This is a genomic window from Actinomadura atramentaria DSM 43919 (assembly GCF_000381885.1).
GTDB lineage: Bacteria > Actinomycetota > Actinomycetes > Streptosporangiales > Streptosporangiaceae > Spirillospora > Spirillospora atramentaria.
Genome location: NZ_KB907216.1, coordinates 122,995 through 140,393, shown reverse-complemented (window position 1 = coordinate 140,393; position 17,399 = coordinate 122,995). Strand labels below are relative to the sequence as shown.

Below are 17,399 nucleotides of genomic sequence, written 5' to 3'. Positions count from 1 at the left end.
TGATGTATCCGTATTGATGTATCTGTTCTGATGGATTATCGTCCTCGGCATGGACACCACCACGGGCCGACTCCCCGTTCCCGGCGCGACCCTCCACTACGAGCTGCGCGGCACCGGGCCGCTGCTGCTGATCTCCGAGAGCGGAGAAGGCGACGCGGGACGCAGCGCCGACCTCGCCGCCCATCTCGCCGCGCGGCACACCGTCCTCACCTACGACCGGCGCGGCCTGTCGCGCAGCGTCCCCGACGACCCGGCGGCCCCCGCGTCGCTCGTGCGGCACGCCGACGACGCCGCCCGGCTCCTGGACGCGCTCGCGGACGGACCCGCGACGATGCTCGGCCTCAGCATCGGCGCCGTCATCGGGCTCCACCTGGCCGTGCGGCGGCCGGACCTGCTCGGCCGGCTGATCGCGTTCGAGCCCGTCGCGCCGTCGCTGCTGCCCGCCGCCGACGCCGCCCGGCACCGCGCCGAACTCGACGGCCTGCGCGCGACCTACCGCGCGGACGGCCTCGCCGCCGTGCTCCCCGCCATCGCGGCGACGCTCGGCATCGACCCGCACGACCCCGGGACGGAGCCGGACGTCACCCCGCAGCCCCTCACCGAACAGCGCCGCGCGAACTTCGCCCACTTCATCGAGCGGGAGTTCCCGGCCGTCATCGACGACGGCCTGGCCGCGTCGGCGCTCGCGGACTGCCCGGTAGACATCGTCCCGGCGCTCGGCGCGGCGACGCCGCCGCACGTCTTCGACCGCCGCTGCGCGGTCATCCTCGCGGACCTGCTCGGCACGGCCCCGGCCGTCCTCCCCGGCGGCCACAACGGCAACACCGCCCGCCCCCGCGCGTTCGCGGCGGCGCTGCTGCCCCTGCTCGACGCCGTCCGCACCTGACCGGCCGTCGGGTCAGCTCGTGTCGATGGAGCGCTGGAGGCCGGGGTAGCCCGGGAGCTGGCCGGGCAGGCCGACGCGCTCGTCGTAGAGGTCGCCCGCCGTCGCCGGGTGCTCCGGCGGCGGGGGCGCGTGTTCGATGCGGCCGGTGGGCGGCGGGTCGTCGATCGGCTTGCCGGCGTTGATCCCCTGGGTCTCGATGAGGCCGTGGTCCTCGCCCTGGACATGGGTGTGGCGACACTTGCGTCTCGGCATGGGAGACGACTACCCGATAACTCCCTGTAAATCCGCTTTGTGGCTACATCAATGGTCAGGAACGCGTTGGAGCAACGCACGAAAGCCCTCCCGGCGCGGCGCGCCGGTTCGGAGGTCCGTCCCTCGATCCGGCCGGGCGCGCGGCGGTGTACTGCTGCCAGGACGCCGGACGCTGGGAGGGACGCCGTTGACCGACGCGACACGCGGAGCGCTCGACGCGTTCAACGCGCTGCCCGCGCAGGCGGCCCGGGACGCGCTGCTCGCCTGCTGCGCGTCCGCCGCGTTCGCCGCCGAGGTCGCCGGGCGGCGGCCCTACGCGGACGCGGCCGACCTGCACGCCGCGTCCGCCGGAGTCCTCGCCCGGCTCGACTGGCCCGACGTCGAACAGGCCCTGGCCGCGCACCCCCGCATCGGCGAACGCGCCACGGGCGACGGCCGCGACGCCGCCTGGTCGCGCGGCGAGCAGGCCGGGATGGACGGCGCGGACGCCGCCCTCCGCCGCGAGATCGCCGCCGGCAACCGCGCCTACGAAGCGGAGTTCGGCCACGTCTACCTCGTCTGCGCGACCGGCCTCGGCGCGGGCGCGCTGCTCGCCGCGCTGCGCGCCCGCCTCGGCAACGACCCCGCCGCCGAACGCGCCGTCGTCCGCACCGAACTCGCCAAGATCACCGCCCTCCGCCTCGACCGCCTCCTCACGACCGCGCCCGCCCCGCCGAGCCGCGACCACGCTCCGCCGTCCGAGCGCGCCGCGCCGGACACCGGCCCGCCGCCCGGCCCCGCGCCGACGCTGTCCACGCATGTGCTCGATGCGGCTGCGGGGCGGCCCGCCGCGGGGACGCCCGTGACGTTGGAGCGAAGGGACGCGGCGGGGGAGTGGCGGCGGGTCGCCGCCGCCGCCACCGACGAGGACGGGCGCGTCCGCTCGTTCGGCACGGCGACCCCGCCGGGCGCGTACCGGCTCGTGTTCGACTGCGCCGGGCGGTCGCCGTTCTTCCCGGAGGTCTCCGTCGCGTTCGTTCTCGCCGCGGGCGGGCACTTCCACGTCCCGCTGCTGCTGAGCCCGTTCGCCTACTCCACCTACCGAGGGAGCTAGATGGCCATCGTTCTCGGTCCCAACCGCTACGGGAAGGCGGAGACCCGCGTCGTCCGCGTCTCCCGCGACGGGGCCGTCCACCACCTCAAGGACCTCAACGTCAGCATCGCCCTGTCCGGCGACATGGAGGACGTCCACCTGACGGGCGACAACGCGGCCGTCCTCACGACGGACGCGCAGAAGAACACGGTCTTCGCGTTCGCCCGCAAACACGGCATCGGGGAGATCGAGGACTTCGCGCTGCTGCTGGCCCGCCACTTCGTGGACGCGCAGCCGACGATCCACCACGCCCGCGTGGAGATCGACGAGTACGGCTGGGACCGCGTGATCGTGCCCGGCGACGCGCGGCGGCACTCGTTCGTCCGCGCCGGGACGGAGGTCCGCACCACGCTCGTCCACAGCGACGGCACCGGCGGACAGGAAACGGTGGTGTCGGGCCTGAAGAACCTCGTCGTCCTCAACTCCACCGGCAGCGAGTTCCACGGCTTCGTCCAGGACGAGTACACGACCCTTCCCCCCACCGACGACCGCGTGCTCGCCACCGAGGTCACGGCCCGCTGGCGGCACCGCGACACGGCCGCCGACTGGGCGGCGTCGTTCGCCGAGGCGCGGCGGTGCCTGCTGGAGGCGTTCGCCGGAACCCACAGCCGCTCGCTGCAGCAGACGCTGTACGCGATGGGCCGCCGGGCGCTGACGCAGTGCCCGGAGCTGTGCGAGGTCCGGATGGCGATGCCGAACAAGCACCACTTCGACGTCGACCTCGCCCCGTTCGGCCTGGACAACCCCGGCGAGGTCTTCTACGCCGCCGACCGCCCGTACGGCCTGATCGAGGGCACCGTCACGACCGACGACGCGCCGGACGCGCCGTCCGCCTGGACCTGAGGGACGCTGGTCGGCATGGACTTCCTGCGCCCCGCCACCTGGGCAGACGCGCTCGCCGCGAAGGCCGCGCGGCCCGGCGCGCTGCCGCTGCAGGGCGGCACCGACGTCATGGTCGAGCTGAACTTCGACGTCCGCCGCCCCGCCGCGCTCCTGGACCTGTCCGGCATCGCCGAACTCCGCGACTGGGAGGAAGACGGCCCCGTGCTCCGAATAGGCGCGGGCGTCCCCTACGCGCGGATCATCGACGAGCTGGGCGCCCGCCTCCCCGGCCTCGCGCAGGCCGCGCGCACCGTCGGCTCCCCGCAGATCCGCAACCGGGGGACGCTCGGCGGCAACCTCGGCGCGGCGTCCCCGGCGGGCGACGGCCACCCGCCGCTGCTCGCGGGCGGCGCGGCCGTCGAGGTCGAGTCGGCGGCGCGCGGCGTCCGGACGATCCCGGTCGGAGACTTCTTCACCGGTGTGAAGCGCAACGCGCTGGAGTCGGACGAGCTGATCCGCGCCGTCCGCGTCCCGCCCGCCCCCGGCCCGCAGTACTTCGCCAAGATCGGCACGCGGAACGCGATGGTCATCGCCGTCTGCTCGTTCGCGCTCGCGCTCGACCCCGTCCGGCGCGCGGTCGGGACGGGCGTCGGCTCGGCCGGGCCGACGCCGCTGCGCGCCGCCGCCGCCGAGGAGTTCCTGGCCGCCCGCCTGGACTGGGCCGGACGCGGCCCGCTCGACGCCGGCGTCGCGCGGGAGTTCGGCGAACTCGTCCGAGCGGCGGCGGCCCCGATCGACGACGTGCGCGGCACCGCCGCGTACCGCAGGCACGCCCTGTCCGTCCTCGCCCGCCGCACGCTCGGCTGGGCGTGGGACGAGCACCGGGCCGACACAGCGAGGGAGGCGTCGTAGATGCGCGTCAACGTCACCGTCAACGGGTCCGCCGAGACCGTGGACGACGTGTGGGAGGGCGAGAGCCTGCTCTACCTGCTCCGCGAGCGGATGGGCCTGCCCGGCTCGAAGAACGCTTGCGAGCAGGGCGAATGCGGGTCCTGCACCGTCTATCTGGACGACGTGCCGGTCTGCGCGTGCCTGGTCGCGGCCGGGCAGGCCGAGGGCCGCCGCGTCCGGACGGTCGAGGGCCTGGCCGAGGGCGGCCGCCTCGACCCGGTGCAGGAGGCGTTCGTCGAGGCGGGCGCGGTGCAGTGCGGGTTCTGCACGCCCGGACTCGTCGTGCAGACGCACGCGCTCATCGCCCGCGACCCCGACCCGAGCGACGCCGACATCCGCGAGGCGCTGGCCGGGAACCTGTGCCGCTGCACCGGCTACGAGAAGATCCTGGACGCGGTGCGCCTCGCCGCCCGGCGGAAGGCGACGGCGTGAACCGGACCGTCATCGAGCACGCCCACGTCGTCACGGTCGCGGGCGAGGAGCACCCGGACGGCCACATCGTCGTCGAGGACGGCCGGATCGCCGCCGTCGGCCCCGGCCCGGCCCCGGACGCGCCCGGCGCGGAGCGGATCGACGCCACCGGGCGCCTCGCCACGCCCGGCCTCGTCAACACCCACCACCACCTGTACCAGTGGGCCAGCCAGGGCCTCGCGCCGGACGCGACGCTGTTCGAATGGCTGACGACCTTGTACCGGCCGTGGGCGCGGATGGACGCCGAGGTCGTCCACGGCGCGGCCACCGCCGGGCTCGCGTGGCTCGCCAAGTCGGGCTGCACGACGTCCACCGACCACCACTACCTGTTCCCGCGCGGCGGGGGCGACCTGTTCGCGGCGGAGGTCGAGGCGGCCCGCGAGGTCGGCGTCCGGTTCCACCCGTGCCGGGGGTCGATGGACCTCGGCGCGTCGCGCGGCGGGCTGCCGCCGGACGAGGCCGTGGAGGACCTGGACACGATCCTCGCCGCGACCGAGGCGGCGATCGACGCCTACCACGACCCGTCGCCGGACTCGATGCTGCGCGTCGCGGTCGCGCCGTGCTCGCCGTTCTCGGTGACCAAGGACCTGCTCGTCCAGTCGGCGGAGCTGGCCCGCGCGAACGGCGTCCGCCTGCACACCCACCTCGCCGAGACACTGGACGAGGAGGACTACACGCGCCGCGAGTTCGGCATGACGCCCGTCGAGTACATGGACTCGCTCGGCTGGCTCGGCCCCGACGTGTGGCTCGCGCACTGCGTCCACCTGCACGACGGCGACGTCGCGCGGCTCGCCGCGACCGGCACCGGCACCGCGCACTGCCCCAGCTCCAACGCGCGGCTCGGCTCTGGCATCGCGCGCGTCGCGGACCTGCTCGCGGCGGGCGCGCCGGTCGGGCTCGGCGTGGACGGGTCCGCGTCCGCCGAACTCGTCCCGCTCGCCGGGGAGGTCCGCCAGGCGCTCTATATGCAGCGCGCCCGGTACGGCCCGACCGCGCTCACCGCCCGCCAGGCCCTGGAGGCGGCGACGCTCGGCGGCGCGCGCTGCCTCGGCCGCGCCGACGAGATCGGCACGCTGGAGCCCGGCAAGCTCGCCGACATCGCGCTGTGGCGGCTGGACGGGTTCCACGCGGCGGTCGACGACCCCGTCGTCGCGTTCGCGTTCGGCGCGACGCCGCCGCTGGACCTGCTGCTCGTCGGCGGCCGCCCGGTCGTGCGCGGCGACGAGCTGGTCACCGTCCCGCAGGACGAGGCGGCGCGGCGCGGGGCCGCCGCGCACCGCCGCCTCATGGACCGCGCCCGGGAGGTGCTGTGACGTCCCCGGCGAAGGCCGCGCCCGGCCGGGGCGGCGTCGGGGACAGCCCGGTCCGCCCGGACGGCACCCTCAAGGTCACCGGCGAGTTCGCCTACGCCTCCGACCTGTGGACGGACGGGATGCTGTGGGGCGCGACGCTGCGCAGCCCGCACCCGCGCGCCCGCGTCCGCGCGCTGGACACCGCCCCGGCGCTCGCGCGGCCCGGCGTCCACGCCGTCCTGACGCACGAGGACGTGCCGGGCCGGCCCGTCTTCGGCCTCGACCACCCCGACCAGCCCGTCCTCGCGTCGGACGAGGTCCGCTACCAGGGCGAGCCGGTCGCGCTCGTCGCCGCCGACCACCCCGAGACGGCGCGGCGCGCGCTCGCCGACATCGCCGTCGAGTGGGAGGTGCTGGAGCCCGTCACCGACGCGCGCGCCGTCGCCGCCGATCCCGACGCGCACCGCGTCCAGGAGCGCGGCGGGATCGTGCGGCGGCAGCCGATCCGCGTCGGGGACGTCCCGGCCGCGAAGCAGGCGGCCGAGGTCGTCGTCAGCGGCGAGTTCGAGGTGGGCATCCAGGACCAGGCGTTCCTCGGCCCCGAATCGGGCCTGGCCGTCCCCGCCGACGACGGCGGCGTGGACCTGTACGTCTCCACGCAGTGGATCCACAAGGACGTCGCGCAGATCGCCCCCTGCCTCGGCCTGCCCGAGGACAAGATCCGGATGACGATGGCGGGCGTCGGCGGCGCGTTCGGCGGGCGCGAGGACCTGTCCATGCAGATCCACGCCGCGATGCTCGCGCTGCGCACCGGTCGCCCGGTGAAGATGTCGTACAACCGGCAGGAGTCGTTCTTCGGGCACGTCCACCGGCATCCGGCGTGGATGCGGTACGAGTACGGCGCGTCCGGCGACGGCCGGCTGCTGTACGCGGACGTCGAGATCGTGCTGGACGGCGGCGCGTACACGTCGTCCACCGAGAACGTCACCGGCAACGCCGCGTCGCTCGGCGTCGGCCCGTACGAGATCCCGAACATCGCGATCGACGCGGTCGGCGTCTACACCAACAACCCGCCGTGCGGCGCGATGCGCGGGTTCGGCGCCGTCCAGGCGTGCTTCGCCTACGAGTCGATGATGGACCGGCTCGCCGCCGCGTGCGGGCTCACGCCCGTCGAGGTGCGGCGGCGGAACGCCGTCAGCCAGGGATCGCGGATGGCGACCGGGCAGGTCATCGACTCCCCGGCGCCGCTCGCGGCGATGCTGGAGCGGGTGGACGCGATGCCGCCGCCGCCCGCCGCCGATGCGAGCGACCTGCGGAATCTGCCGGGCGGCGTCGCGCAGACCACGCACGGCGAGGGCGTCGTGCGCGGCGTCGGATACGGCGTCGGCATCAAGAACATCTGCTTCTCCGAGGGCTTCGACGACTACTCCACCGCCCGTGTCCGGCTGGAGGTGATCGGCGGCGAGCCCGCCGCGCTCGTCCACACCGCCGCCGCCGAGGTCGGGCAGGGGCTCGTCACGCTCAAGGCGCAGATCGCGCGGACCGAGCTGGGCGTCGACCGGGTGACGATCGCGCCCGCCGACAACGCGGTCGGGGACGCGGGGTCCTCCAGCGCGTCCCGCCAGTCGTACATGACGGGCGGCGCGGTGAAGGCCGCATGCGAGGCCGTCCGCGCGGAACTGCTCGCGCGCGCCGCGCGGCGCACCGGCCGCGACGACCTGTCGGTCTCCGGCGGCGTGGTCGTCTCGCGGGCGGCGGGCGCGGTCGCGTCCGTCGCGGAGATCCTCGGGGACGACGCGATCGAGGAGACCCGCGAGTACCACCACCGCCGCACGACCGCGCTCGATCCCGTCACCGGGCAGGGCGACAGCCACACGCAGCTCGCGCTGTGCGTCCACCGCGCGGTCGTGGACGTGGACGTGGAACTCGGCCTGGTCAAGGTCGTCGAGCTGGCCGCCGTCCAGGACGTCGGGAAGATCATGAACCGGCTGTCGCTGGAGGGCCAGATCCACGGCGGCACCGCGCAGGGCCTCGGGCTGGCCGTCATGGAGGAGATCGTCGTGTCCGGCGGCGTCGTGCGGAACCCGTCGTTCACCGACTACCTGATTCCGACCATCCTCGACATGCCGCCGATGCGCCTGGACATCCTGGAGTACCCCGACCCGAACGCGCCCTACGGGTTGCGGGGCGCGGGCGAACCGCCGACCCTGTCCTCCACGCCCGCGATCGTCGCGGCCATCCGCGACGCGACCGGCAAGGCGCTCACCCGGGTGCCGGTCCGGCCCGAGCACATCGTCGGGTGAGGGAAGGATGGGAAGGGCGCACCGTGGTCCGCTACGCCGTCAACTGCTCGCTGCTGTTCACCGGCCTCCCGCCGCTGGAGCGCCCGGCCGCCGCCGCGGCGGCCGGGTTCGGGGCGGTGGAGTTCTGGTGGCCGTGGCCGGACGCGCCCGTCCCGCCCGCCGCCGAGGTCGACGCGTTCTGCGCCGCGATCGAGGACGCGGGCGTGCGGCTCGTCGCGCTCAACGCCTACGCGGGCGACCTGCCCGGCGGCGAGCGCGGCGTGCTGTCGCATCCGGGGCGGGTCGCGGAGTTCAGGGCGAGCCTGGACGTCCTCGCGGAGATCGCCGGACGGACGGGCGTGCGGCGCTTCAACACCCTCTACGGGCAGCGGATCGCCGGATCGGACGCCGCCGAGCAGGCCCGCACCGCCGACGCCAACCTCGCGCACATGGCCGGGACCGTTCCCGGCACGATCCTGATCGAGCCGCTGGCGCGCGGGCTGAACGGCGACTACCCGCTCGCGACCGCCGCCGACGCGACGGCCGTCGTCGCGCGGGCGCGCGCGGCCGGGGTCGCGGACGTGGCGTTCCTGCTCGACACCTTCCACCTCGCCCACAACGGCGACGACCCGGTGAAGGCCGCGCACTCGGACGTGCTCGGGCACGTCCAGTTCGCGGACGCGCCCGGCCGGGGCCGCCCCGGCAGCGGCGCGGTGGACTTCGCCGGCGTCCTCGCCGCGCTCGGCGCCGCCGGATACGACGGCTGGGTCTCCCTCGAATACGTCCCGGCCGACCCCGCCGCCGAGGACTTCTCCTACCTGGACCGGCTCGGCCCAACGGAGGACACCGCGTGAACGGACCGTACGACCTCGTGCTGCGCTCCCGCCGGACGGTGCTGGACGGCGTCGAGCGGCCCGCCGCCGTCGCCGTCCGGGACGGGGCGGTCGCGGCCGTCGCCGCGCACGACGCGCCGCTGCCCGCCGCCGAGGACCGCGACCTCGGCGCGCTCGCGCTGCTGCCGGGGCTCGTGGACACCCACGTCCACGTCAACGAGCCCGGCCGCACCGAGTGGGAGGGCTTCGCGACCGCCACGCGCGCCGCCGCGGCCGGGGGCGTCACCACGCTCGTCGACATGCCGCTGAACGCGCTCCCGCCCACGACGAACACCGAGGCGCTGGAGATCAAACGCGCCGCCGCGCGCGGCCGCGTGTACGTGGACGTCGGGTTCTGGGGCGGCGCGGTCCCCGGCAACCTCCCCGACCTGCGGCCGCTGCACGACGCGGGCGTGTACGGGTTCAAGTGCTTCGCGTCGGACTCGGGCGTGCCGGAGTTCCCGCCGCTCGCGCCCGACCAGATGGCGGCGGCGTTCGCGGCCGCCGCCGCGTTCGGCGGGCTCGTCGTCGTCCACGCCGAGGACCCGGCCGCCCTCACCGACCCCGCGGGCGGGGACTACGCGGCGTTCCTGGCGTCCCGGCCGCCGTCCGCCGAGCGCGCCGCCGTCGAGCGGGTGATCCGGCTCGCGGAGGAGACCGGCGCGCGCGCCCACGTCCTGCACCTGTCCGCCGCCGACTGCCTGGCACCGCTCGCCGCCGCCCGGGCGCGCGGCGTCCCCGTCACCGCCGAGACGTGCCCGCACTACCTGACGCTCAGCGCCGCCGACGTCGCCGCCGCGCCCGGCCCGCCGACCGCGTTCAAGTGCTGCCCGCCGATCCGCGACGACGCCAACCGCGACGCGCTCTGGCGCGGCCTCGCGGACGGGGTGATCTCCTGCGTCGTCACCGACCACTCGCCCTGCACGCCCGAACTGAAGAAAGGCGACTTCGCGACCGCCTGGGGCGGGGTGTCCTCGCTCCAGCTCGGGCTCGCCGCCGTCTGGACGGAGGCCCGCGCGCGCGGGTTCGGCCTGCCCGACGTCGTCCGCTGGATGGCCGCCGGACCCGCCGCGCTCGCCGGGCTGGCGGGCAAGGGCGCGATCCGCGTCGGGAACGACGCCGATCTCGTCGCGTTCGACCCCGACGCCGTCCGCGTCGTGGACCCCGCCGGGCTGCACCACCGCAACCCGGTCACCGCCTACGAGGGCCGCGCGCTGACCGGCGCGGCCGTCACGACCTGGCTGCGCGGCGTCCCCGTCGGCGACGCGCCGCGCGGCGTCCTGCTCGCCCGGAACGGAGCCCGGTGAACGACCTGCCCGCCTTCACGGCGCTGCCCGACCTCGCCGTCCGCACGCTCGGCGGCTCGGTCGTCGCCGCCAGCGACGAGTCGTTCGAGGCGAAGGAGAACCTGCTCAACCCGTGGCCGCCCGCGTTCCGCCCGGAGACGTTCGGGCCGAAGGGGCAGGAGTACGACGGCTGGGAGACCGCGCGGCGCCGCCCCGGCCCGGACGGCGGGTACGGGCACGACTGGGCGGTCGTCCGGCTCGGCCTGCCCGGCGTGATCCGGGGCGTCGTCGTGGACACGGCGTGGTTCAAGGGGAACTATCCGCCGCACGCGTCCGTCGAGGCGTGCGGCGCGGACGGGTACCCGTCCGCCGCCGAACTCGCCGCCGCCGACTGGACGGAGATCGTGCCGCGCGGCGCGCTGGCGGGCGACGCGGCGCAGGGCTTCGAGGTCAAGGTCGAGCGGCGGTTCACGCACGTCCGGCTGAACATCTTCCCGGACGGGGGAGTGGCGCGGCTGCGCGTCCACGGCGAGCCGGTCCCCGACCCGCGCCTGCTGGACGGGCTGACCGTCGACCTCGCCGCGCTGGAGAACGGCGCGCGCGTCGTGGACTGCTCGAACCGGTTCTACTCCGCGCCCGACAACATGCTGTTCCCCGGGACCGCCCGCAACCAGGCGGAGGGCTGGGAGACCGCGCGGCGGCGCGACGGCGGCCACGACTGGGCGGTGGTGCGGCTGGCCGCGCCGGGGATCGTCCGCCTGGTGGAGTTCGACACGACGCACCTGAAGTTCAACGCGCCCGGCCACGTCACGCTGGCGGGCCTGGACGCGCGCGCGGCGCGCCCGGACGACGACGGCGCGTGGACCGACCTGCTGCCGCGCACCCGCGTCCAGCCGGACGGGCGGCACCGCTTCCGGCCCGCGTCATCGCCGGAGATCACCCACGTCCGGCTCGGCCTGCACCCGGACGGCGGCATGTCCCGGCTGCGGCTGTTCGGCGACCCGGCCCCGGACGGCCTGGCCGCCCTCGCCGCCCGCTTCGCCGAGCTGACCCGCCCGGCGTGACCCGCCCGGCGTGACCCGCTCGGCGTGACCCGCTCGGCGTGACCCGCTCGGCGTGACCCGCTCGGCCCGGCCCGCTCGGCCCGGCCCGCTCGGCCCGGCGTGACCCGCCTGGCGCGGCCTGACCCGCCTGGCTTGGCGTGACCCGCTCGGCCCGGTCGGCCCGGCGTGACTCGCTCGGCCTGACCCGCCCGGCCGGCCCGGCCGCCGGGAGGCGCGCGGCCTCCCGGCGGGCCGGGGCTCAGGCGTTCTCGGCCGACTCGGTCGGCTCTTCCAGCAGGTCGTCGAACTCGCCGTCCTTGACGCCCGCGATGAAGGCCTCCCACTCGGCTTCGGTGAAGTAGAGGGTGGGGCCCTCGTTGTTCGTCGCGCGCATGACGACGGCGCGGTCGCCGAACTCCTTGTGGTTCACCGGGACGTCCTTGCCGTCGATGAACTCGATGATGACGCCGTCGCTGATGAACGGCTCCCGATCGCTCACAAGCCCACCTGTTTCCGTTTGGCTCCGAAGGGTCGCCTCCAGCGTAATGGGGGCGACCGCCCGGCCACGCGGGTTCGGCGCGGGGCGTTTGGGCGCGGGAGCGGCGGGCAGGCGGGACCGGACCGGCGGACGCGAGCCGTGAGGAGGGACGCCGTGCCGATGGACGAGCGGACGAAGGAGACCGTCCGGACCCTGCTGGCCCGCCACCCGAGCGGGTACGCGACCGCGGAGGTCGGGTTCACCGTCACCGGGTCGGCGACCGGGCTGTTCCGGCTGCTGTGCTTCGCGATCCTCGCGGACCGCGCGACGCCGTCCGAGGCGGCGGTCCGGGCGACGCGGGCGCTGCTCGACCGGGGCTGGGACGCCGCCCCGGCGATCCGCGAGACCGACGAGCGCGAACGCGAGGAGTTCCTGCGCAACGCGGGCCACCCGCACCCCGAGGCGGCGGCCCGCGACCTCGGCGGCGCGGCCCGGCTCGTCACCGACCGCTACGACGGCGACCTGAACCGGCTCCGCGACGCGGCGCACGGCGATGGCGGCCGCGTCCGCGCGCTGCTGTCGGAGATCCCCGGCATGGACGACTCGGGGCTCACCGTCTTCCTGCGCGAGGTCCAGCTCCTGTGGCCGGAGGTCGGCCCGTTCCTCGGCGCGCACGCGGCCCACGCCGCGCGGCGGCTCGGCCTGCCCGACGACGCCCGGACGCTGCTGACGCAGGTGGCGCGCGGCGAGGGCGAGGAGGAGATGGCGTGGCTGGCGGGCGCGCTCGCGCTGGTGGACGCGCGCGACGAGTACCGCTCGGTCGAGGCCGCCGTGCGCTGAGCGTCGGCTGAGCGCCGCTCAGAAGTCGGTGAGGAGCCGCGCGGCCGCGACCTCCAGCCGCGTCTGGATCTGCTCGGCGGTGGCGTGGCCGCGCAGCATCTCCATCATTTCCATGATCCACACGCTGGTAAGGGCGCGGGTGAGGGTGCGGCGGTCGTCGTCGGGCGCCTCCGCGGCCCCGGCGGCGCGCAGCAGCAGGCCGGTCATCCGGTCGCCGAAGTCGGTCTTGACGTCCGACAGCAGCAGCGACCGGATCAGCGCCTCGGCCAGCTCGGGCTCGCGCATGAGCCCGCGCGTGGCGCGCATGAGGACGTCCACGGCGCGGTCGGCGGGCGCGGCGGTGTGCGGCGGGCGGCGCTCGATGCTGCCTTCGAGCAGGTCCAGTTCCTCGCTGACGACCGCGACGACGAGGTCCATCTTCGACGGGAAGTAGCGGTACAGCGTGCCGAGCGCCACCCCGGCGCGTTCGGCGACGGTCCGCATCTGCATGGCCTCGATCCCGCCGCGCGACGCGAGCGCGGCGGCGGCCTGGACGATGCGGCGGCGGCGCTGGACCTGGCTGCGGGACCGCGCTCCGGCCGGAGCGGGCCGCTCCTCGGTCGCCTCGGTCGGTTCGGCGGTCACGGCGGGTCCTTCCTGCTCGGCGGGGCGCGGGGTCGGGCCGGCGGCCCGGGCACCAGGGTACAGGCAGCGTGAGAACGTGTTATCTGATCCGGTCCGGCACGCGCCCGGACGGGATGTCAGTAATTCCTGACATCCGTGGAGAACCGGGGTCGTCCGGCACTCGATCGCGCCTCTGGACACAGACTAGAATCTGTTCTAGTTTTGCCGCCGTGGGTCGGTTCCGGCCGGGAGGTGGACGCGCGTGACCGTGGCAGCGCAACTGGCGGCCCGCGCCGCCGACGACCGGACCGGGCTCGTCTGCGCCGCCAGCGGCGACGCCTGGACCTGGGCCGACACCGTCGCCGAGTGCGCGGCGCGCGCCGCGTGGCTCGCCGCGCTGCCCGGCCCCGGCCGCCCCGTCCACGTCGGCGTCCTGCTCGACAACGACCCCGAGATGGTGTTCCTCATCGGCGGGGCGGCGCTCGCCGGGGCCGTCGTCGTCGCGCTCAACCCGACGCGCGGCCCGGCGGAGCTGGCCGCCGACGCCGCCCGCGCCGACTGCGACCTGCTCGTGGCCGCCCCGGCGCACCTCGGCGCGGCCCGGACCGTCGCGGCGCGGCTCGGCGTCCCTGTCACCGCGCTCGCGGACCACGCCGCCGCGATGGCCCGCCACCGCGACGCCGCGCCGCCCGACGCGCGCGCCGTCACGCCCGAGACGCTGCTGATGCTGGTCTTCACCTCGGGCACGTCCGGGCGGCCCCGCGCCGTCCGGGTCACCCACCGCAAGGTGACCGTGCCGGGCGCGAGCCTCGCCGGACGGCTGCTGACGGACTCCGACGCCGTCTACTGCCCGATGCCGCTGTTCCACTCCGGCGCGCTGATGGCCGCGTTCGCGCCCGCCCTGACCGCCGGGGCGGCGCTCGTGCTGCGCCCGCGCTTCTCCGCGTCGCGGCTGCTCCCGGACGTCCGCGCGCACGGCTGCACCTACCTGCACTACGTCGGCAAGGCCCTGTCGTACGTCCTGGCGACGCCCGAGCGCCCCGACGACGCCGACAACCCGCTGCGCGTCGCGTTCGGCAACGAGGCCGCGCCCGCCGAGCAGCGCGCGTTCGCCGCCCGGTTCGGCTGCGGCGTCGTGGACGCCTACGGCTCGACCGAGACCGCGATCTCCCTGTCCCCGGACCCGGCCGGGCCGCCCGGCGCGCTCGGCCGCCTCGGCGACGGCGTCGCGATCCTCGACCCCGGCACCGGCCGCCGCTGCCCGCCCGCGCGGCTGGACGAGGCGGGCCGCCCGCGCAACCCCGAGGCGGTCGGTGAGCTGGTCGGCGCGGGCACCGGCCTGTTCGACGGCTACTACAAGGAGGACGCGCCCGACCGCGTCCGCGACGGCCGGTTCTGGAGCGGCGACCTCGCCTACGCCGACGCCGCCGGCTGGGTGTACTTCGCGGGCCGCGCCGCCGACCGCATCCGCGTGGACGGCGAGAACTTCGGCGCGGTCCAGGTCGAGCGCGCCCTGGCGGGGCTGCCCGGCGTCCGGCGGCTCGCCGTGTACGGGGTGCCCGACGCCGCGTCCGGCGACGAGGTGATGGCCGCGCTCGCCCTCGACGGCGGCCCGGCCGCGTTCGACCCGGCCGCGTTCGCGGCGTTCCTGCGCACCGCCCCGCTCGGCGCCAAGTGGCTGCCGCGGTACGTCCGGCTGACCGGCGACCTGCCCGTCACCGCGTCCAACAAGGTCCTGCGGCGCGCGCTCGCCGCCGAGGGCTGGCGTGTCCCCGACCCCGTCTGGTGGCGGCCCGGCCGCGCGCCCGACTACCGGCCCCTGACCCCCGACGACGCGGCGGACCTGCGCGCGCGGTTCGCGGGCAGCGGCCGCCTGCACCTGCTGGAAGGGAAGCGATAGTGGACTTCGATCTGGACGAGACCCGGCGCGACCTGCGGGACCTCGCCGCCGAGGTGCTGGCGCGCGAGGCCGCGGCCGACCGGCTGGCGGCGTTCGAGACGACCGGCGCGCCCTATCCGGCGGACCTGTGGGCCGCGCTGGCGTCCGCCGGGCTGCTCGGCGTCGTCGTCCCGGAGGACGCGGGCGGCGCGGGGCTCGGCCCGGTGGAGCTGACCGTCCTCCTGCGCGAGGTCGGCCGGGCCGTCGCGCCCGTCCCGGCGTACGCGTCGCTGGCGCTCGGCGCGCTGCCGCTGGCCGCGCACGGCACGCCCGCGCAGCGCGAACTGCTCGCGGGCGTCGCGACCGGCGAGCGGGTGCTGACCGGCGCGTGGCGCGAACCGGGCCCGGTCGGCGCGGTCACGGCGACGGCGCGCCGCGACGGGGACGGGTTCGTGCTGGACGGCGTCAAGACGTTCGTGCCGTTCGCCGTCGAGGCGCACCGCATCCTCGTCGCCGCCCGCGTCGAAGGGGAGGGCGTCGGCGTGTTCCTCGTGGAGCCGGCCGACGTCGCGGTCGTCCCGCACCCGGCGGCGACGACCGACCCGCTGTCGCGCCTCGACCTGGCCGGCGCGCGCGTCGGCGCGGACGCCCTCGTCGGCGGCGCCGCCGACGGCGCGGCCTGGGCCGCGCTGCGCCGCTCGGCGCTGCTCGGCGCGGTCGCGCAGGCGTCCGGCGTCATCGACGGCGCGCTGACGCTGACGTCCGACCACGTCAAGGGCCGCGAGCAGTTCGGCCGGGCGCTCGCCCAGTTCCAGGCCGTCACGATGAGCATCGGCGACGTCTACATCGCCAAGCGCGCCCTCGACGTCGCGGTGTGGGCGGCGGCGTGGCAACTGGAACAGGGCCACCCCGAGGCGGACGAGACCCTGGCGGTCGCCGCGTTCAACGCGAGCGACCCCGTCGTCCGCGCGCTCTACACCTGCCAGCATCTCCACGGCGGCATCGGACTCGACGTCACCTACCCGCTGCACCGCTACTTCGCCTGGGCCAAGCACGCCGGGCACCTGCTCGGCGGCGCCGACGACCAGCTCGACGCCCTCGGTTCCCTCGTCGCGCAGGAGGCGTGATGTTCATCGACCTGACCGCCGAGCAGAAGGAGCTGCGCGCCGAACTGCGCGACTACTTCCGCCGCTGCCTGACCCCCGCCGACCGCGACAAGATCGCCAACGACCCGTTCGGCGGAGCGTACCTGGAGCACTGCCGCCGCCTCGGCGCGGACGGGATGCTCGGCGTCGCGCTGCCCGCCGAGTACGGCGGGCGCGGCTACGGCCCGGTGGAGCAGCAGATCTTCGCCAACGAGATCGCCCGCGCCGAGGTCCCGTACCCGATCATCACGCTGAACTCCGTCGCGCCGACGATCCTTCAGTACGGCACGGACGCGCAGAAGGAGCGTTTCCTGCCGAAGATCCTCGCGGGGGAGTGCCACTTCGCGATCGGGTACAGCGAGCCGGAGGCGGGCACCGACCTGGCGTCGCTGCGCACGACGGCGGTCCGCGACGGCGACCAGTACGTCGTCAACGGGCAGAAGATCTTCACCTCCGGCGCGCACCACGCCGACTACATCTGGCTCGCCGCGCGCACCGACCCGGCCGCCAAGAAGCACAAGGGCATCTCGATGCTCGTCGTGGACTGCGCCGACCCCGGCTTCTCGTGGACGCCGATCGTCACGATGGACGGCCGCCACCACACCAACTCGACCTACTACCAGGACGTCCGCGTCCCCCTCGACATGCTCGTGGGGGAGGAGAACAAGGGCTGGGACCTCATCGTCAACCAGCTCAACCACGAGCGCGTCACCCTCGGCCCCGCCGGGAACATCGGCCACACCTACGACCGGTTCCTCGAGTGGGCGCGCGACACGACCGGCCCGGACGGGCGGCGGCTGCTGGACGTGCCCGACGTGCGGCGCGCGGTCGCGCGCGTCCGCGCGTACCTGCGCGTCAACGAGCTGCTGAACTGGCAGGTCGCCGCGAACCAGGACCTCGGCTGGCTCGGCGCCGCCGACGCGTCCGCCACGAAGATCTACGGGTCCGAGCGGATGCAGGACGTCGGCCGGATCGTCGGGGACGTCCTCGCCCGGTACGGCGACCCCGGCGACCCGGCGACCGCCGCGTTCGTGGAACGCCTCGACCACGGCGTCAAGGGCGCGATCGTGCTGACGTTCGGCGGCGGCGTCAACGAGATCCAGCGCGAGCTGATCGCGATGATCGGCCTCGGCCTGCCGCGCGCCCCCCGCTGACCTTCCGCGAC

General features: G+C 75.8%; 17 protein-coding genes and 1 pseudogene. 15 read left to right on the top strand and 3 right to left on the bottom strand.

Annotated features, from left to right (window positions below; genetic code table 11):
- Positions 1 to 49 precede the first annotated feature (49 nt).
- Positions 50 to 886, top strand: coding sequence for an alpha/beta fold hydrolase (locus tag G339_RS0121695; protein WP_019633165.1), 837 nt, complete (start codon positions 50 to 52; stop codon positions 884 to 886).
- Positions 887 to 898: 12 nt separating this feature from the next.
- Here G339_RS0121695 and G339_RS0121690 read toward each other — a convergent pair whose 3' ends face one another.
- Positions 899 to 1,138, bottom strand: a complete 240-nt coding sequence (locus tag G339_RS0121690) for a hypothetical protein (RefSeq protein ID WP_019633164.1) — start codon at positions 1,136 to 1,138, stop codon at positions 899 to 901.
- On the opposite strand from G339_RS0121690, the pseudogene uraD reads away from it, so the two are divergent.
- The 10 genes and pseudogenes from uraD to alc form a co-directional block, all read left to right on the top strand.
- Positions 1,023 to 1,832 (top strand): annotated as a pseudogene (gene uraD / locus G339_RS39985) (2-oxo-4-hydroxy-4-carboxy-5-ureidoimidazoline decarboxylase); the annotation flags it as partial. The gene G339_RS0121690 and the pseudogene uraD overlap by 116 nt on opposite strands.
- Positions 1,833 to 1,925: 93 nt before the next feature.
- Complete coding sequence (gene uraH, locus G339_RS39980; protein ID WP_205625610.1) at positions 1,926 to 2,231, top strand: hydroxyisourate hydrolase; 306 nt, start codon at positions 1,926 to 1,928, stop codon at positions 2,229 to 2,231.
- Positions 2,232 to 3,113: a factor-independent urate hydroxylase gene (pucL, locus tag G339_RS0121675; protein ID WP_019633162.1), complete on the top strand. Its 882-nt coding sequence runs from the start codon at positions 2,232 to 2,234 to the stop codon at positions 3,111 to 3,113.
- 15 nt (positions 3,114 to 3,128) lie between these two features.
- Complete coding sequence (locus G339_RS0121670; protein ID WP_019633161.1) at positions 3,129 to 4,004, top strand: FAD binding domain-containing protein; 876 nt, start codon at positions 3,129 to 3,131, stop codon at positions 4,002 to 4,004.
- Positions 4,005 to 4,475 carry a (2Fe-2S)-binding protein gene (locus G339_RS39975; protein ID WP_019633160.1) on the top strand — a complete coding sequence of 157 codons (471 nt, stop codon included), beginning with the start codon at positions 4,005 to 4,007 and terminating at the stop codon, positions 4,473 to 4,475.
- The gene (locus tag G339_RS34815; RefSeq protein ID WP_019633159.1) at positions 4,472 to 5,827 is read left to right on the top strand and encodes an 8-oxoguanine deaminase; all 1,356 of its coding nucleotides are present in this window, start codon (positions 4,472 to 4,474) and stop codon (positions 5,825 to 5,827) included. Before G339_RS39975 ends, G339_RS34815 begins: the two co-directional genes overlap by 4 nt.
- Positions 5,824 to 8,109 (top strand): xanthine dehydrogenase subunit D, encoded by a 2,286-nt coding sequence (gene pucD, locus G339_RS0121655; protein WP_019633158.1) that lies wholly within the window; start codon positions 5,824 to 5,826, stop codon positions 8,107 to 8,109. The genes G339_RS34815 and pucD overlap by 4 nt, the downstream gene beginning before the upstream one ends.
- Before the next feature lie 23 nt (positions 8,110 to 8,132).
- Positions 8,133 to 8,942, top strand: a complete 810-nt coding sequence (locus G339_RS0121650) for a TIM barrel protein (RefSeq protein ID WP_019633157.1) — start codon at positions 8,133 to 8,135, stop codon at positions 8,940 to 8,942.
- The gene (allB, locus tag G339_RS0121645) at positions 8,939 to 10,267 is read left to right on the top strand and encodes an allantoinase AllB (protein ID WP_019633156.1); all 1,329 of its coding nucleotides are present in this window, start codon (positions 8,939 to 8,941) and stop codon (positions 10,265 to 10,267) included. The genes G339_RS0121650 and allB overlap by 4 nt, the downstream gene beginning before the upstream one ends.
- Entirely contained in the window at positions 10,264 to 11,310 is a 1,047-nt protein-coding gene (gene alc, locus G339_RS0121640; RefSeq protein ID WP_019633155.1) for an allantoicase, read from the top strand. The genes allB and alc overlap by 4 nt, the downstream gene beginning before the upstream one ends.
- Positions 11,311 to 11,548: 238 nt before the next feature.
- Here alc and G339_RS0121635 read toward each other — a convergent pair whose 3' ends face one another.
- Positions 11,549 to 11,788, bottom strand: a complete 240-nt coding sequence (locus tag G339_RS0121635) for a DUF397 domain-containing protein (protein WP_019633154.1) — start codon at positions 11,786 to 11,788, stop codon at positions 11,549 to 11,551.
- A gap of 153 nt (positions 11,789 to 11,941) precedes the next feature.
- Between G339_RS0121635 and G339_RS34810 the strand changes: the two genes are divergently transcribed.
- A complete protein-coding gene (locus G339_RS34810; RefSeq protein ID WP_051107919.1) occupies positions 11,942 to 12,607 on the top strand; it encodes a hypothetical protein in 666 nt (221 codons plus the stop codon).
- Positions 12,608 to 12,625: 18 nt separating this feature from the next.
- On the opposite strand, the gene G339_RS0121625 is transcribed toward G339_RS34810, so the two are convergent.
- Entirely contained in the window at positions 12,626 to 13,231 is a 606-nt protein-coding gene (locus G339_RS0121625; RefSeq protein ID WP_019633152.1) for a TetR family transcriptional regulator, read from the bottom strand.
- A gap of 241 nt (positions 13,232 to 13,472) precedes the next feature.
- Here G339_RS0121625 and G339_RS0121620 point away from each other — a divergent pair, with 241 nt between their 5' ends.
- The 3 genes from G339_RS0121620 to G339_RS0121610 are packed head-to-tail and all read left to right on the top strand — an operon-like array spanning position 13,473 to position 17,388.
- The gene (locus G339_RS0121620; protein ID WP_019633151.1) at positions 13,473 to 15,110 is read left to right on the top strand and encodes an AMP-binding protein; all 1,638 of its coding nucleotides are present in this window, start codon (positions 13,473 to 13,475) and stop codon (positions 15,108 to 15,110) included.
- Positions 15,110 to 16,216, top strand: coding sequence for an acyl-CoA dehydrogenase family protein (locus tag G339_RS0121615; protein WP_019633150.1), 1,107 nt, complete (start codon positions 15,110 to 15,112; stop codon positions 16,214 to 16,216). The genes G339_RS0121620 and G339_RS0121615 overlap by 1 nt, the downstream gene beginning before the upstream one ends.
- Positions 16,216 to 17,388: an acyl-CoA dehydrogenase family protein gene (locus G339_RS0121610; protein WP_019633149.1), complete on the top strand. Its 1,173-nt coding sequence runs from the start codon at positions 16,216 to 16,218 to the stop codon at positions 17,386 to 17,388. Before G339_RS0121615 ends, G339_RS0121610 begins: the two co-directional genes overlap by 1 nt.
- Positions 17,389 to 17,399 lie beyond the last annotated feature (11 nt).